Origin of the sequence: Tatumella sp. JGM94, from assembly GCF_018257595.1 — a bacterium.
Classification (GTDB): domain Bacteria; phylum Pseudomonadota; class Gammaproteobacteria; order Enterobacterales; family Enterobacteriaceae; genus Tatumella; species Tatumella punctata.
The window spans coordinates 1-17075 of the sequence record NZ_JAERJN010000014.1; the positions used below are offsets into that span (position 1 = coordinate 1).

General features: G+C 50.1%; 16 protein-coding genes and 1 pseudogene. 14 read left to right on the top strand and 3 right to left on the bottom strand.

Translation table 11 applies throughout. The features are described from left to right. Positions 1–14: 14 nt before the first annotated feature. Positions 15–275 (bottom strand): annotated as a pseudogene (locus tag JK216_RS11245) (transposase); the annotation flags it as partial. A gap of 321 nt (positions 276–596) precedes the next feature. Here JK216_RS11245 and JK216_RS11250 point away from each other — a divergent pair. The 6 genes from JK216_RS11250 (at position 597) to JK216_RS11270 (ending at position 6053) form a co-directional block, all read left to right on the top strand. Further along, complete coding sequence (locus JK216_RS11250) at positions 597–791, top strand: hypothetical protein (protein ID WP_212711625.1); 195 nt, start codon at positions 597–599, stop codon at positions 789–791. Between the two features lie 71 nt (positions 792–862). After that, the gene (locus JK216_RS17155) at positions 863–964 is read left to right on the top strand and encodes a hypothetical protein (protein WP_283092854.1); all 102 of its coding nucleotides are present in this window, start codon (positions 863–865) and stop codon (positions 962–964) included. 136 nt (positions 965–1100) lie between these two features. After that, the gene (locus JK216_RS11255) at positions 1101–3518 is read left to right on the top strand and encodes a RecE family exodeoxyribonuclease (protein WP_212711626.1); all 2418 of its coding nucleotides are present in this window, start codon (positions 1101–1103) and stop codon (positions 3516–3518) included. Between the two features lie 11 nt (positions 3519–3529). Next, complete coding sequence (locus JK216_RS11260; protein ID WP_212711627.1) at positions 3530–4639, top strand: RecT family recombinase; 1110 nt, start codon at positions 3530–3532, stop codon at positions 4637–4639. 66 nt (positions 4640–4705) lie between these two features. Beyond that, positions 4706–4957 (top strand): excisionase, encoded by a 252-nt coding sequence (locus tag JK216_RS11265; RefSeq protein ID WP_212711628.1) that lies wholly within the window; start codon positions 4706–4708, stop codon positions 4955–4957. After that, positions 4929–6053 carry a site-specific integrase gene (locus JK216_RS11270; RefSeq protein WP_212711629.1) on the top strand — a complete coding sequence of 375 codons (1125 nt, stop codon included), beginning with the start codon at positions 4929–4931 and terminating at the stop codon, positions 6051–6053. Before JK216_RS11265 ends, JK216_RS11270 begins: the two co-directional genes overlap by 29 nt. A 123-nt stretch (positions 6054–6176) precedes the next feature. On the opposite strand, the gene icd is transcribed toward JK216_RS11270, so the two are convergent. Further along, on the bottom strand, positions 6177–7427 hold the full coding sequence (icd, locus tag JK216_RS11275; protein WP_212711630.1) for an NADP-dependent isocitrate dehydrogenase: 1251 nt from the start codon (positions 7425–7427) through the stop codon (positions 6177–6179). 333 nt (positions 7428–7760) lie between these two features. Between icd and rluE the strand changes: the two genes are divergently transcribed. The 8 genes from rluE to JK216_RS11315 all read left to right on the top strand — a co-directional run bounded on the left by rluE (position 7761) and on the right by JK216_RS11315 (position 15535). Continuing rightward, positions 7761–8369: a 23S rRNA pseudouridine(2457) synthase RluE gene (rluE, locus tag JK216_RS11280; protein WP_212711631.1), complete on the top strand. Its 609-nt coding sequence runs from the start codon at positions 7761–7763 to the stop codon at positions 8367–8369. A gap of 33 nt (positions 8370–8402) precedes the next feature. Continuing rightward, positions 8403–8861 carry an NUDIX hydrolase gene (locus tag JK216_RS11285; RefSeq protein WP_212711632.1) on the top strand — a complete coding sequence of 153 codons (459 nt, stop codon included), beginning with the start codon at positions 8403–8405 and terminating at the stop codon, positions 8859–8861. A gap of 63 nt (positions 8862–8924) precedes the next feature. Beyond that, on the top strand, positions 8925–10040 hold the full coding sequence (gene mnmA, locus JK216_RS11290) for a tRNA 2-thiouridine(34) synthase MnmA (RefSeq protein WP_212711633.1): 1116 nt from the start codon (positions 8925–8927) through the stop codon (positions 10038–10040). Between the two features lie 13 nt (positions 10041–10053). Then, a complete protein-coding gene (gene hflD, locus JK216_RS11295; RefSeq protein ID WP_212711634.1) occupies positions 10054–10695 on the top strand; it encodes a high frequency lysogenization protein HflD in 642 nt (213 codons plus the stop codon). A 46-nt stretch (positions 10696–10741) separates the two neighbouring features. Beyond that, entirely contained in the window at positions 10742–12112 is a 1371-nt protein-coding gene (purB, locus tag JK216_RS11300; protein WP_212708757.1) for an adenylosuccinate lyase, read from the top strand. Between the two features lie 106 nt (positions 12113–12218). After that, entirely contained in the window at positions 12219–12890 is a 672-nt protein-coding gene (phoP, locus tag JK216_RS11305) for a two-component system response regulator PhoP (RefSeq protein WP_212708756.1), read from the top strand. Then, on the top strand, positions 12877–14337 hold the full coding sequence (phoQ, locus tag JK216_RS11310; protein ID WP_283092719.1) for a two-component system sensor histidine kinase PhoQ: 1461 nt from the start codon (positions 12877–12879) through the stop codon (positions 14335–14337). The genes phoP and phoQ overlap by 14 nt, the downstream gene beginning before the upstream one ends. A 70-nt stretch (positions 14338–14407) precedes the next feature. After that, positions 14408–15535 carry a cupin domain-containing protein gene (locus tag JK216_RS11315; RefSeq protein ID WP_212710627.1) on the top strand — a complete coding sequence of 376 codons (1128 nt, stop codon included), beginning with the start codon at positions 14408–14410 and terminating at the stop codon, positions 15533–15535. 53 nt (positions 15536–15588) lie between these two features. Here JK216_RS11315 and pepT read toward each other — a convergent pair whose 3' ends face one another. Then, on the bottom strand, positions 15589–16827 hold the full coding sequence (gene pepT / locus JK216_RS11320; RefSeq protein WP_212711635.1) for a peptidase T: 1239 nt from the start codon (positions 16825–16827) through the stop codon (positions 15589–15591). Positions 16828–17075: the final 248 nt, after the last annotated feature.

The window sequence follows — 17075 nt, forward strand, 5'->3', positions numbered from 1 at the left end:
CGATGGTTTCACCACTTTTTTGTCATGGCTTCCTGAATTATCTCGGCTTTAAGCCGTTCTTCGGCATACATCTTTTTCAGGCGACGATTTTCGTCTTCCAGCTCTTTCAGGCGGGCCATCATGGAGGCATCCATCCCACCAAAGCGTGAACGCCACTTATAGAAGCTGGCATTACTCATACCATGCTCGCGGCATAGTTCAGAAACCGGCGTTCCGGCTTCGGCCTGTTTGAGAATGGCCATAATCTGGCTGTCAGTAAAACGTGATTTCTTCATAGATTTCTCCCCGATTCAGGTTAGTAGAAAATTCTACTTATGAACACAACGGTTTTTCGGGGGGATTACCAGCCGATCTTCTCAATCAATGAGGCTTAACAAACTGGAAGTAAGCCAAAAACTTAATATTAAATTCGCCCAGGACTTGACTGACATTAAGTCATAGGCTTAATATGAATCCATCGCAACGAACCACCCAGGCAGGACGCCCACGAAGTAGCGGCCCGGCGCATACGAAAACCGGGATGAGGTGGACCAATCAACGCGCAGTAGGTTTCAAGTTCCGCTGGCAACGTAATTGCTAAACATGAGAGGTGATTTATGGCTCATTCTGTACCCAATAACGGACGCGCAGTACCAATGCGTAACGCTAATACCGGCGCAGCCTGGCTGGTTTCTTTCAATTACATCGAGGGTATTTACTGGCATGAGCCAGTGGGGAATTTACGTAATATCCGACGTCCGTACGCTTCACACAGAATTGAACCCAATCTGGTTCCTGCAGGTACGCATTAATGACTGAGTTCATCCGCAAACAATATTGTGCGTTTTGCCGGAAACCCATCACTGAAGGCAAATAAGTGAAAATGGTCATTCTGATCGCGAAGGAAAGACACGTAGAACCCAAAACAAGGAATTATTGCTCTACTCGTTGCGGGCAATGTGACCAGATGGAAAACGAAGCATAACGTAAAGCCCGCGCAAGGCGGGATCCACGACCGGTGCCACCGACCAAAGTTACACCGGAATTACCAAAACCAATGAACACCCAACGGGCGCTAACAATGGCTCAGGGATTCTAACATCCAAAATTGAGGCAAACCTATGGAATTTTTTCACCTGATACGGGCAACTCAAAAGTCCGGACAACCTGACGCTGTTGTATGGCTTTCTGCGAAAACTGAGTCACGTGCAAATCTGCAATTAGATGTGATTCTTGAAGATGCGGGGATCGAAACTGGGCGTGGTAAAGACTATATGAAACCAGTCCGTACTGATTTCCCTGTCTATGACGATCTTCCGGAAGAGAGTGAAATAGATTTAACCTGGTGCGAAAAATATCAGCTGGCTGATGATCAGCGTACGTGGGAACTGAAACTGAAACCTGATGCTGAGTCAGGCAACAAATTATCTATTCAGGGGGCGGTTGGTACCGTTGATGATAACAATGCTCGCCACCCTGTAAATTTATCGTTCGAAAAGCGCGTAATCGGTACCTGGCTCTTCGGTCATTTTGATGAACTGACCGATGACCAGATGTCTTCTGTATCAGCCACAGAAATGGATATGGACGCCACTTATGTGCAGAACGTATTGCTGGCCAGCCGTAGCGTTATCCAGTTACGCCACGTTTTCCATAAAGTTTTAGTCGATTTATACCGCTCAGCAAAAACTGTCTGGCCGGAGGATGGCAAAGCGCCAACACTTTCCGACCTGGTGAGCTTTTTTAATGAGTGGATTGATAATCGCGGCGACGAAAAACCAACGCGACAGGATGTCACGGACAAATGGCAGAAAAAATACGATCGTACTCAGCGCCGCACGGACACCGGGACATCTGCTGGCGGTGGAATTAAAACTGATCGCAACCCCGATTATGTGCACACGCTGGATACGCTGGATTTAGAGATTGCACTGGCCACCCTGCCAATGGATTTTGATATCTATAACTTCCCTGCATCGATTCTGCGTCGTGCGAAGGAAATTGTTAGCGCCAAAGAGAAGCCTTTTATCCTGTGGTCAAACGTTATGCGTAAAACCCCGGGTATTCTGGACTTCTCACGCGCTGCGATCTTCGCGGTCATCCGTACGGCCCCGGAAAATGTCTATGTAGCTCCGGGTGATCTGCAGCAATACATCAACAGTAACCTGACTGAGTATCTGCACGAAAAACCAAAAGCAGAAACCCTTGCTGCTGCCCGTCATATCGATAGCGTTGCGATGGCTGGTGAACTTGAAGCAGCGGCCACTAACACACCAGTTGTTTCAAACCTCGGTAATGGCAAGTTCGCCATCGATGGGCTTGTGGCGCCAGGGGACACAACAACTCAACCAGAAGGGACTGAACATGTGCAGATGGAAGAGACTCACCAATCCGAAAACAAAACTGATATTGAAATACCAGCAGGCAAAAGTGCTGATGCAGATGATACGAAAGCAAATACAGTAGATTCCGAACCAGCCGCCATTGTTGAGCCTGTTTTTGAAAGCACAGAGCAGCACCTGTATGAACCGGCACCTGTCTGGCCGGAATACTTCGAACCTGGCCGGTATAAAGGTTTGCCAAACGATGTTTATCACGCAGCGAACGGTATCAGCAGCACGCAGATTAAAGATGCCAGGGTTTCACTGTCGTATTTCTGTGCTCGTCACGTAACCAATACTATCTCTCGCGAAAGCACCGACGCGCTAACGTTTGGTAACCTGGTTCATACGCTAGGTTTAGAGCCAGAAAAATTTGATGAAGAATTCGCGGTATTCCCTGGCGTTCCTGATGACGCATTTACTAACACTGACACGCTAAAGGCGTTCATTCGAGAGTACAACACTGATAAGCCCAAAGCCGATCAGCTAAAGCTTACCGGCAAAAAAGAGGAACTTCAGGAATCCATTCTCGCCGTCAAACCTGATGCAGTTTTTGCTGACGAATTTGAGAAGCAATGGATTGAAGATAATCAGGATAAGACCATCATCAGCGATAAACAACTAATGCAGGCTAAGTTAATCCAGCAGGCACTATTGAGCCACCCAACCGCCGGCAAGTTACTGACACACCATAACCGTTCGGTTGAAGTGAGCTACTTCGGTATTGATGATGAAACCGGGTTGGAAGTCCGCGTACGTCCGGATCTTGAAATCGATATGGATGGTCTGCGTATCGGTGGTGATCTGAAAACCATCAGCATGTGGAACGTTAAGCAGGACTTTCTACGCGCCAGACTTCACCGGGAAATTATCGACCGTGACTACCACTTAAGCGCTGCTATGTACTGTGATGTTGCCGGGCTGGACCAGTTCTACTGGATTTTTGTAAATAAGGACGAGAACTATCACTGGATTGCCATCGTTGAAGCAACCGAGGAATTGCTTGAATTAGGCCGACTGGAGTATCGAAAAGTAATGCGTGGGATTGCCAACGGGTTTGATACCGGAGTGTGGCCAGCACCAATCACCAACGATTATGCAGATGAGCTTAATGATTTTGATATTCGCCGCCTCGAAATGCTGCGTACACAGGCTTAAGGAGACCAACGATGGAAAACACAAACATCATTACTGCTGAGCAGCAGACACCAAACACAATCTCGGCCAGCAATGCGATTTTCAATGTCCAGGCTCTGGGCCAGTTAACAGCGTTTGCTAACCTGATGGCTGATTCCTCAGTCACCGTGCCGGCTCACCTTGCAGGTAAGCCAGCTGATTGTATGGCTATCGTGATGCAGGCCATGCAATGGGGAATGAACCCGTACGCTGTTGCTCAGAAAACCCATCTGGTAAACGGTGTTCTCGGCTATGAAGCCCAGTTAATCAATGCGGTAATTGCCAGTTCCAGCGCCATCCGTGGGCGCTTCCACTACCGTTACGGCGGTAACTGGGAACTCTGCACACGTACGCGGGAAGTTACCAGGGAAAAAAATGGTAAGAACGGAAAATACCAGGTCACCGAGCGTGTTCGCGATTGGACCGATGAAGACGAGATCGGTTTGTATGTCGAAGTTGGCGCAATACTGCGCGGAGAAAGTGAAGTTACCTGGGGAGAGCCTATTTATCTGTCCGGTATCGTGACGCGTAATTCCCCGCTATGGGTCTCAAATCCTAAACAGCAGATTGCTTATCTGGGCGTCAAATACTGGGGTCGCCTTTACTGCCCTGAGGTCATTTTGGGTGTTTACAGCCCTGATGAAGTTGAGGCGCGTACAGAACGGGAAATTAATCCTGAGCCAGCAAGACGTGTAACCGTTGAAGAAATCACCAATGCCGCGGAATCGACAAATAGCGCTCAGGAGTCAACATCAAATATTGATCAGCTGGCTGATGAATTCCGCGAAAAAATTGATGCTGCTGAGACTCTGGATGCTGCAACAGGTGTAGGCAATAGCATCAATGATTCGAAAAGTCTGCTCGGTGCGGCATTGCACACAGAGCTTAAAAATAAAGCGACACGCCGCTATCACTTTATTAAGCATCGCAATGGTGTTGAGGCTGCAATTAATTCAATACCACCAGCTGGTGAGCCTGAAGCAACTGAACTGTTTTTAAAAGCTGACCGTGCTCTAAATGCGGCCCGCAGGCACGTAGGGGATGAACTGTATGATAAGTTTCGTATCACTCTCGACGATATGAAACCTGAATATGTGAGCTAAAGAGCAATGAAGATAGAGGCAACGGATTGCCACTTTCTAAAAGCTGAATAAAGTCGGAGGAAGATAATGGCTAACTGGATCGTCCTTGAAGATTGGGCCAGACAAGAATTTGGCGCTCCCGTGCCAGGGAAAGCTACTCTTCATAAATTTGCAAAGAATGGCATGATATCCCCGCCTGCGCGAAAAGTCGGCAGGACCTGGCGAGTTGAAAGCAATGCCCGGTTCATCGGGTTTGTTAAGCCAGTGACAAAAGAAAGTGATAATCCTATCCTCAGGAGGATCTTGGAAGATGGCCAGACCGAGGAAGTACAACGTTAACATCCCCGGGCTTTCCTGCTACACGGATGCTCGTACCAAAAAGGTTTACTGGCGGTATAAGCATCCGATCACGGGTAAGTTTCATGGGCTGGGAACGGATGAGGCAGAGGCTAAAGCTATTGCCTCCGAAGCAAATATTCGCCTGGAAGAACAGCAGATCCACCAACTGCTGAAAGTCAGGGATGAAATTAATAAGTCACGTAGTAAAGGTATCAGTGTCCTATCCTGGGTCGAGCGTTATGACGCCTATCAGCTTGAGCGACTCAACTCAGGGGAGATCAAGATAAACACCCTGAAACAAAAAGCAGCGCCATTGAAAGCTTTTGTCGCAGCCTTCGGCACCAAAAATATAGATGAGGTTTCTGTACGGGATGTCGCTACCCTTCTGGATGAGTACAAGGAGCGTGGGCAAAACCGTATGGCTCAGATTGTGCGGATGGTCTTAATTGACCTCTACAAAGAGGCACAGCATGCCGGTGAAGTTCCGCCAGGCTTCAACCCGGCAGAGGCCACCAGGATGCCGAAAAACAAAGTTCAGCGTGAAAGACTTACCCTGGATGAATGGCAGGAAATATTTTCTGTAGCCGCTGACATGCCGCGTTATGTACAAAATTCGATGCTGTTAGCCCTCATCACTGGCCAGAGACTGGGTGACGTGGCGAATATGCAGTTTAAAGATATCTGGGACGGGATGCTTCATGTCGTTCAAAGCAAAACAGGGGCAAAGCTGGCCATTCCCCTGAAACTAAGATGCGACGCTTTAAATCTGAGCCTGGAAGATGTTGTGAACAGATGCAGAGACAGAGTGTTAAGCAAATACCTCGTCCATCATTTCCATGGTTCATCACAATGCGTCAGGGGCGACCGGGTTCGGGATAACACAATCACGTCAGCCTTTTCGGCAGCGCGTGACAAAACAGGGCTTGAATGGAGTAACGGAACCCCTCCTACTTTCCATGAACAACGTTCTTTATCAGAACGGCTATACCGGGAACAGGGGATCGATACTCAGAAGTTGCTCGGCCATAAAAACCAGGCTCAGACGGATAAATATCATGATGATCGTGGCAAAGAATGGAGTGTTATTGCGGTCTGATTTTAGGTTGTTTATTAATCAGTTTTGCAGAAGAATTTTGCAGGAGTTTTGCAGAAGAATTTTGAAGGGAAAAAAACACCCCGAATTAACATTATTAACCCGGGGTTATAGTTACATCAGCAATTACATATTCTTGATAATCGCATCACCAAACTCTGAGGATTTCAGCAGCTTAGCGCCGTCCATCAGGCGTTCGAAATCGTAGGTGACGGTTTTAGCGGCGATAGCGCCTTCCATACCTTTAATGATTAAATCAGCTGCTTCGGTCCAGCCCATATGACGCAGCATCATTTCGGCGGACAGGATAACGGAACCCGGGTTCACTTTGTCCTGACCGGCATATTTTGGTGCGGTGCCGTGGGTCGCTTCAAACAGTGCACATTCGTCACCGATGTTGGCGCCAGGGGCGATACCAATACCACCCACCTGGGCTGCCAGAGCATCAGAAATGTAGTCACCGTTCAGGTTCATACAGGCAATAACATCGTATTCTGCCGGACGTAACAGGATTTGCTGCAGGAAAGCATCGGCAATGACATCTTTAACAATAATGTCTTTACCATTTTTTGGGTTTTTGAACTTCATCCATGGACCACCGTCCAGCAGTTCCCCGCCGAATTCGTCTTTCACTAACTGGTAACCCCAGTCTTTGAAAGCGCCTTCGGTAAATTTCATAATGTTGCCTTTGTGGACCAGTGTCAGACTATCGCGATCATTAGCGATAGTATATTCCACTGCCGCACGCACCAGACGTTTGGTTCCTTCTTCCGAACACGGTTTTACGCCGATACCACAGTGTTCAGGGAAACGGATTTTTTTAACACCCATTTCATCCCGCAGGAATTTAATCACTTTATCGGCTTCCGCACTGCCGGCTTTCCATTCGATACCGGCATAAATATCTTCGGAGTTCTCACGGAAGATGACCATGTCTGTATCTTCCGGGCGTTTCAGCGGGCTCGGAGTACCGGTATAGTAGCGGACAGGACGCAGGCAGATGTATAAATCGAGCTGCTGACGCAGGGCAACGTTCAGAGAACGGATGCCGCCGCCAACCGGGGTGGTTAATGGGCCTTTAATAGCAACACGGTATTCTTTGATCAGGTCAAGAGTTTCCTGCGGCAGCCAGACATCCGGGCCGTAGAGTTCAGTTGATTTTTCACCCGTATAAATCTCCATCCAGGAAATTTTACGTTTGCCATGGTAGGCCTTGTTAACCGCAGCATCGACCACTTTCAGCATCACAGGAGAGACATCAACACCAATCCCATCCCCCTCGATATAAGGGATCACCGGGTTATCTGGTACAACGAGTTTTCCCTGACTAACAGTAATTTTCTGACCTTCTGTCGGAACAACAACTTTGCTTTCCATCAACCTCTCCTTCGAGCGATTTTATGTTAATGATTTGTAAGATGCCGCGCAATACTACCCGAATCCCCGGGCAATAGCATAAAAAAAATGAACCCGAATAGCCGGCGCTGGCAAAACTGTGACTAAGAGTATTACCGCAAAATATTGCCGGTGATAAGCATTTTATTTTTACAGGATAAGATTTGTGGCACAGCTTCAGTTTGTTGGCATCGGGTAATAACTGCACGTAAAATAGTCAGTTACCCTTCAGCACCGCCTGTGGCGTAGTTTCTATTACAGCCAAAACAGCCCGCAGCAGTTATACTGTGACGATACTGACCAAAAAAAGACATTATGTTTAAGAAACCCAGAAATCAGCGACGCCCTGCCCACCCTGTGGCAGACAATCAACCCCGCCGGGTGATCCTGTTTAATAAGCCTTTCGATGTTCTGCCACAGTTTACTGATGATGGCGGACGGCGAACCCTGAAAGAGTTTATTCCGCTGAGTGGTGTCTATGCTGCCGGGCGGCTTGACCGTGACAGCGAAGGACTGTTGCTGCTGACCAATGATGGCAAGTTGCAGGCCAGACTGACACAGCCCGGCAAACGCACCGCGAAAACCTATTTTGTGCAGGTAGAGGGGCAGCCGGCAGATGAGGATTTGCAGAAACTGCGCAACGGGATCGTCCTGAAAGATGGCCCTGCCTTGCCGGCGGTAGTTGAACAGGTTTCAGAGCCGGAATGGTTATGGCCACGTCAGCCACCCATCCGCGAACGTAAATCAATACCGACCTGCTGGCTGAAAATTATTGTGTATGAAGGCCGCAACCGTCAGGTCCGGCGGATGACCGCGGCTATCGGTTTTCCAACGTTGCGGCTGATACGCTATGCGATTGGCAGTTATACGCTGGGGGATTTGGCCTGTGGTGAATGGCGCGAAGCTCCTGTATCAGCGGCATAGTGCTGTTGTTTTCTACTGAGCAGAGGGGATGTTATGTTTACTCCGCATATCACTGTCGCCTGTATTGTCCATGCGGCGGGAAAATTACTGGTGGTTGAAGAACAGGTGAATGGCCGGCCAGTACTGAACCAGCCGGCTGGCCACCTGGAAGCCGCAGAAACCTTAGCCGACGCCGCCAGCCGTGAGTTATATGAAGAGACGGGCTTGCAGGCCAGCCCGCAATATTTTCTCGGGGTGCAGCAATGGATCGCTGCGGATAATACGCCTTTTATCCGTTTCCTGTTCGGGCTGGACCTCACCTTTTGTGCGCAAACCAGCCCGCAGGACAGTGATATTGATTGCTGCCACTGGCTGACGCCTGAAGCGATTCTGCACGCGGATAATCTGCGTTCCCCGCTGGTCGCCGAAAGCGTCCGTCTGTGGCAACAGCCGGCACGTTACCCCCTGAGTCTGGTGAGCGCCTTCAATTGGCCTGCTGCCAGGGGTGCGTAATACCCCGTGTCATGGTAAAGTATGCCGCCGGTTTTTTATAAATACGTCTTGTGTGAGTAGGTCATGTCTGACAATAGTCAAAAAAAAGTAATCGTCGGTATGTCCGGCGGGGTTGATTCTTCCGTTTCTGCCTGGTTGCTGTTACAGCAAGGATATCAGGTCGAAGGTCTGTTTATGAAGAACTGGGAAGAAGACGACGGTGAAGAATACTGCACCGCCGCAGAAGATCTGGCTGATGCACAAGCCGTATGTGACAAACTCGGCATCCCCCTGCATAAAATCAATTTTGCGGCAGAATACTGGGACAATGTGTTCGAACATTTCCTCGGCGAATATAAAGCCGGTCGTACCCCTAACCCGGATATTCTCTGTAATAAAGAGATCAAATTTAAAGCCTTCCTGGAATTCGCCGCCGAAGACCTGGGGGCAGACCTGATAGCCACAGGGCACTATGTCCGCCGTCAGGATGTCAACGGTAAAAGCCAGTTACTGCGCGGTCTGGATACCAATAAAGATCAGAGCTACTTTTTGTATGCCCTGAGCCACCAGCAAATAGCCCAGAGTCTGTTCCCGGTCGGTGAGCTGGAGAAGCCGGAAGTACGCCGCATTGCAGAGCAGCTGGATCTGATCACTGCCCGTAAAAAAGACTCTACCGGGATCTGTTTTATTGGCGAGCGTAAATTCCGTGATTTCCTCGGACGTTATTTGCCGGCGCGGCCGGGGCCGATCGAAAGCACTGACGGACAGATCTTAGGCCAGCACCAGGGGCTGATGTATCACACTCTGGGTCAGCGTAAAGGCCTCGGTATCGGTGGCCTGAAAGACAGTAATGATGACCCATGGTATGTGGTTGATAAAGATCTGACCGGAAACCGGCTGATCGTCGCCCAGGGCGCCGAACATCCCCGGCTGATGTCTGTCGGGCTGGTTGCACAGCAACTGGACTGGGTTGATCGCCAGCCGGTAACAGCCCCGTTCCGTTGCACAGTAAAAACCCGTTATCGCCAGACGGATATTCCCTGTGACGTGATTCCCCTGTCTGACGAGCGTATTGAAGTTCGTTTTGACGAGCCCGTGGCTGCTGTAACTCCGGGACAATCGGCTGTATTTTATCTGGGCGATGTCTGTCTGGGCGGCGGTGTGATAGAACAACGCCTGCCTCTGCCGGTCACTGAATAATCACGGGGAGCCTGTGGCGAAAAATATCCGCGAAATTACCCTGGCGCTGGCCGGTGTCTGTCAGGCAGCACATCTGGCCCGGCAACTTGCACACCAGGGCAACTGTCCTGCCGACACATTCAGTGTGTCCCTGCGCAGCCTGATCGATCTGAACCCGCCGGATACTCTGGCGGTGTATGGCGGTGATGAGTCTGCCCTGCGCTTTGGCCTGGAAACTCTGATTGCCGTACTCCACAGTCCGTCACGTCAGGGGGCCAGCGCTGAGCTTACCCGCTATACCCTGAGCCTGCTGATGCTGGAGCGTAAACTGTATAAAAACCGCCAGGCATTGCAGCAGCTGACACAACGAATTTCTCAGCTCGATCGCCAGCTGCAGCACTACGCACTGGAATCCGATACAGTGATTGCCGCTATTGCATCAATTTATGTGGATGTTATCAGTCCGATAGGGCCGCGTATTCAGGTCACCGGTGATCCGGCAATACTGCAAAATTCGCTGGTACAGAGTAAAGTCCGCGCCGCATTACTGACAGGTATCCGTGCCGCAGTACTGTGGCAGCAGGTTGGCGGCAGCCGCCTGCATTTAATGTTCAGCCGCACCCGGATTATCGGGGAAGCGAAATCAATTTTATCCCGTTTGTCGCCCGGATTTTAACTGGCGACAGCATGACTGCTTTTACAATGATTCAGGAGTTGCACTGATGGAATTATCCGCACTGACCGCCGTTTCCCCTGTTGATGGACGCTATGGGGAAAAAGTCAGCCCGCTGCGCGCGATTTTCAGTGAATTTGGTTTACTGAAATTTCGTGTTCAGGTTGAAGTCCGCTGGTTACAGAAACTGGCATCAACCGCAGAAATCAGGGAAGTTCCTGCATTTGATGCCGACGCAAACGCTTTCCTTGACCAGATTGTCGCCGGTTTTAACCAGCAAGATGCCGCGCGGATCAAAACAATCGAACGTACCACTAACCATGATGTGAAAGCAGTAGAGTATTTCCTGAAAGAAAAAGTGGCCACTGTTCCTGCTTTGCAGGCGGTTTCTGAGTTTATCCACTTTGCCTGTACCTCTGAAGATATTAATAACCTGTCCCATGCATTAATGCTGGAGACGGCCCGCCGTGAGGTTATTCTGCCTTACTGGAAACAGCTGACCGAAGCACTGCAGACCCTGGCAACGGAATACCGTGATCTGCCACTGTTGTCCCGTACCCATGGACAACCGGCCACGCCGTCAACCCTGGGTAAAGAGATGGCAAACGTAGCTTACCGTATGGCACGCCAGGTCCGTCAGTTAGAACAGGTTGAAATCCTGGGTAAAATTAACGGCGCGGTGGGTAACTATAACGCTCACATTGCCGCTTATCCGGAAGCCGACTGGCACCGTATCAGCGAAGAGTTTGTTACTTCACTGGGGATCCGCTGGAACCCGTACACCACGCAGATTGAACCGCACGATTATATTGCCGAACTGTTTGACTGCATTGCCCGGTTTAACACTATCCTGATCGACTTTGACCGTGATATCTGGGGTTATATTGCCCTGAATCACTTCAAACAGAAAACCATCGCCGGTGAGATTGGATCTTCCACGATGCCCCATAAAGTCAACCCGATTGATTTCGAAAATTCAGAGGGTAACCTGGGACTGGCTAACGCCGTGTTACAGCATCTGGCAGCCAAACTGCCGGTATCCCGCTGGCAGCGTGATCTGACCGACTCCACCGTATTGCGTAACCTGGGTGTCGGTATCGGCTATGCCGTCATTGCCTACCAGTCTACCCTGAAAGGTATCTCTAAGCTGGAAGTGAACCGCGAACGTCTGCTGGATGAACTGGATCACAACTGGGAAGTTCTGGCTGAGCCGGTGCAGACCGTTATGCGTCGTTACGGTATCGAAAAGCCGTATGAAAAACTGAAGGAGCTGACCCGCGGTAAACGCGTCGATGCGGAAGGAATGAAAACCTTTATTGATAACCTGCCCTTGCCGGAAGAAGAAAAGACCCGCCTGAAAGCAATGACCCCGGCTAATTATCTCGGCCGTGCAGTCACTATGGTTGATGAACTGAAATAACCTGCCAGCGCAGGCCGGATCTTCCGGCCTGCGTTAATCCCCTGTTTACCTCAAATCACGTATAATCACCTGATAGTCCCTCCTGCTGATTTCTGAGGTTGCAATTATGCGTGTGCTGGTTATTGAAGATAATGCTTTGTTACGTCATCACCTGGCTGTCCAGTTACGTGATATGGGCCATCAGGTAGATGCCGCCGAAGATGCCAAAGAAGCCGATTATTTTCTGTCAGAACATGAACCGGATGTTGCTCTGATTGATCTCGGTCTGCCAGGCGAAGATGGTATGACACTGATCCGCCGCTGGCGTGCCCGCGCCGTAAAGCAACCGATTCTGGTGCTGACCGCCCGCGAAGGCTGGCAGGCAAAAGTGGAAGCACTGGAAGCCGGTGCCGATGACTATGTCACTAAACCTTTTCATATTGAAGAAGTGGCTGCCAGACTACAGGCCCTGATGCGCCGTAACAGCGGGCATGCCTCACAGGTCATAGAGTCCGGGCCTTTTCAGGTCGACTTGTCCCGCAAGGAATTAACCATCCACCAGCAGGCGGTGAAACTGACAGTGTTCGAATATACCATTGTCGAAACCCTGATCCGTAATGCCGGAAAAGTGGTCAGCAAAGAATCACTGATGCTGCAATTGTATCCGGATGCAGAACTGCGTGAAAGCCATACCATTGATGTCCTGATGGGCCGTCTGAGGAAGAAAATACTGCAGCTGCATGACGGTGATGTGATCACCACCGTACGCAGTCAGGGATATCGCTTTGAGCACAACTAAACGCCTGTGGCGGTTTTTCTCCCCGCGGGGTCCGCTATCATTACGGGTGCGTTTTTTGCTGGCTGCGTCGGTACTGGTATTATTCTTATCCCTGTCTTACGGGGTGGTGGCCGTTATTGGTTATGTTATCGGCTTTGATAATAATACTTACCGGGTGATGCGTGGTGAAAGTAATCTGTTTTTCACCCTTGCCCAGTGGCAGGATAATAAACTGACGATTGCCGAACCCGAACGGATAAAACTTAACTTTCCGACGCTGGTGTTTATTTATGATGAACATGGGCGCCTGTTATGGCAACTGCGCGATGTCCCGGAAATACGTTCCGAGATCCATCCCAGCTGGCTGCTGAAAAGCGACTTTTACGAAATAGATACCAATAATCATACCAGCCTTGAAGCTATCGGGGATGACCGTGAAGCGCGGCGAAAAATGAGCCAGCTGGACAGTGATGATACTTTCACCCATTCAGTCGCGGTTAACCGTTATGATGCCACCCCCAGTTTGCCGGCCCTGACAATTGTGGTGGTAGACTCTATCCCCCAGGAGTTACAGCATTCTGATGTGGTCTGGCTGTGGTTCAGTTATGTACTGGCCGCTAATCTGTTACTGGTGATCCCTCTGCTGTGGCTGGCCGCACGCTGGAGCCTGAAACCTATCGGTCATCTGGCGGCTCAGGTCCAGCAGCTCGAAACCAGCCAGCGGGACAGTCTGGATCCCACTCCGCCTCGTGAACTGCGCAGTCTGGTACGTAACCTGAACCTGTTGCTGAATAATGAGCGGCAGCGCGGTATGCGTTATCACACTACCTTGTCTGATTTAACCCATAGCCTGAAAACACCACTGGCTGTATTGCAGAGTACCCTGCGCTCCCTGCGTGGCGGAAATCCGTTAACCGTGGAACAGGCCGAGCCGGTCATGCTGGAGCAGATCAGCCGTATTTCACAACAGATTGGTTATTATCTGCACCGCGCCAGTTTACAGGCCGACCATAATCCGTTGCAGCGTGATTTACATTCAGTATCCGCTCTGTCAGACAGCCTCTGTTCGGCATTAAATAAGGTCTATCAGCGGAAAGGTATTGATCTGTCACTGGATATTTCGCCGGAAATTACCTTCTGTGGCGATCAGAACGATTTTATGGAAGTGATGGGTAATATTCTGGATAATGCCTGTAAATACTGTCTTGAGTTTATTGAAGTCACTGCCCGGCAGACAGAAAGTGAATTACATATTTTTATTGATGATGATGGTCCCGGCATCCCGGTGAGTAAACGTGACCTGATTTTTCTCCGCGGACAGCGGGCGGATACATTAAGGCCCGGTCAGGGGATCGGCCTGGCGGTGGCACGCGAAATTGTCGAATTGTACCAGGGAGACATTATTGCTTATTCAGGGCCACTGGGTGGCACCAGAATGCAGGTAATATTTCGCCAGCAGCAGATGTAAATTTTGTCAGGCTGGTGCGGTGCCGGACTGGTATACTCAGGCAATACTCCCCGTACAACTGAAGGTTTCTATGGACTATCAACTTTCCATCAACTGGCCGGAATTTCTGGCAACTTACTGGCAGAAAAAGCCGGTAGTCATTAAACAGGGATTCACGGATTTTGTCGATCCTATTACTCCCGATGAACTTGCCGGTCTGGCGATGGAAAATGAGACCGACAGCCGGCTGGTCAGCCAGAATAACGATAAATGGCACGTCAGCCACGGACCTTTTGAAAGTTTCGATCACCTCGGTGAAACACACTGGTCTTTACTGGTGCAGGCCGTTGATCATTGGCACTCCCCGTCAGCCGCACTGATGCAGCCTTTCCGCGCTTTGCCGGACTGGCGGATGGACGATTTGATGGTCTCGTTTTCGGTCCCCGGCGGTGGTGTCGGTCCGCATCTCGATCAATACGATGTCTTTATTATCCAGGGCAGTGGCCGTCGTCGCTGGCGGGTGGGTAATAATGTGCATATCAAACAACATTGCCCGCATCCTGATCTGTTACAGGTGGAACCCTTCGACGCCATTATTGATGAGGTGCTTGCGCCGGGCGATATTATTTATATTCCGCCCGGCTTCCCCCATGACGGTTATTCGCTGGAAAACGCCCTGAACTATTCGGTGGGTTTTCGCGCTCCTTCGGGTAAAGAACTGCTGAGCAGTTTTGCTGACTATGCACTGGCTAATGATATCGGTACCCATCGTTACAGTGACCCGCAGCTACAGATGCGTGAAAACCCGGCGGATATCTTGCCCGCAGAAACGGAAGCTGTCCGCGACATGATGCTGGCGCTGATCCGTGAACCGCAGCAATTTAATCAATGGTTCGGTGAGTTTATTTCTCAGTCACGTCATGAACTGGATGTAGCGCCGCCGGAACCCCCTTACCAGCCGGATGAAATTCTGGATGCCCTGCAGCAAGGGGATACGCTTAGCCGCCTTGGCGGACTGCGGGTGCTGATGTCGGGAGACGGGGTGTTTATTAACGGTGAAAGTCTGCACTGCGCCCACCCGCAGGCCCTGCACGCGCTGGCAAATAAAACATTGCTTATCGCCAGCGATTTTGCCGATGCACTGGAGGATCCGGCTTTCCTTAGCCAGCTGGCCGGGCTAATCAACAGTGGTTACTGGTATTTCAGCGACGAGCAGTAACAGTTACAGTAATAATCGCAGAGTTGTCCCGTGGCGGGGCAATTCTGCGGACGTTACCTTTCCCCGCCACTGACAGCCAGTTCCGCTATTTTCATAATCACCTGAACACTCTGATCCATAATATTCAGTGAAGCAAACTCATGTTTTCCATGAAAATTGAACCCACCGGTAAACAGATTGGGGCAAGGCAAACCACGCCAGGAAAGAACGGCACCGTCGGTTCCTCCGCGTACCGGCTTGATTTTCGGCTCAATACCGCACTGTTTCATGGCCTGTAATGCCAGGCTGATAACCTGTGGCTGTGCTTCTATTTTTTCTCGCATATTGCGATAACTGTCGCAGAAAGAAACCATCAGCATGGCTTTACCTGCATATTGCTGGTTGATTTGCTCTGCCAGTGCCTGCAACTGTTGCTGACGACACTGAAAATCCTGCCAGTTAAAGTCACGGATCATATAATGCAGTTCCGCGCGCGCAGCATTACCCTTCAGTGACTCAAGATGATAGAAGCCCTGATAGCCTTCTGTATTCTCCGGTTTTTCATCTGCCGGCAGCTGGCGGTGAAATTCCCATGCCAGCTCCAGGGCATTGACCAGTTTCCCTTTCGCCTCCCCCGTATGGGCACTGTTACCGGTAATTTTTACGACAGCGCTCCCGGCATTAAAATTTTCATACTCAAATTCACCACAGCCGCCGCCGTCGACGGTATAAGCCCAGTCAGCACCAAAGGCTTCAATATCAAACAAAGCAGAACCCGTCCCTGTTTCTTCATCCGGCGTAAAGGCTACACGGATTGTACCGTGTGGCCGTTGCTGTTGTTTTAATCTTGCCAGGGCGGTCATAATTTCAGCAATGCCGGCCTTATCATCTGCGCCCAGTAAGGTTTTACCTTCTGTGGTAATCAGTGTATGCCCGTGTAACTGATGCAGTACCGGAATCAGCACCGGGGAAAGGATTTCATCACCTATTCCGAGGGCAATATCCCCGCCACGGTAATTTTCTACCAGCTGGGGGCGCACGTTTTTACCGCTATAGTCCGGTGCAGTATCCAGGTGCGCAACAAAACCGATAACCGGCAGCGGCTCACTGACGGTCGCGGGTAACGTCGCCATCAGACAGCAATTATTACTTAAGCTAATATCAACACACCCCAGCGCTTCCAGCTCTTCCGCCAGTATTTTTGCCAGTTGCCATTGCCCTTCACTGCTCGGGACCCGGGCATTACGGCATTGCACCCTGGATTGTGTATCCACCTGAACATACGTTAAAAATCTATCCAGTAACATTTCCATCTCAGGCTCCTCAATCATGCGTCTGGTATTATTGACGCATCAAAGGCGCATTATTTTGTCCGAAGTCATAAAGCATTCGTTTATATTATTTAATTAATTAATCGATACTGTATTTTCTGCCGCGCGGTATAGCTGCAGGCAAAAAAATCGTTGTTCCGCTGACAGCGCTTTTGATCCGGCTGTTTCTCTGGTAATCAGGGATAATTCAGGTATCATCCCGCGCTTAGTAAACTGGCTGGCCTGCATCA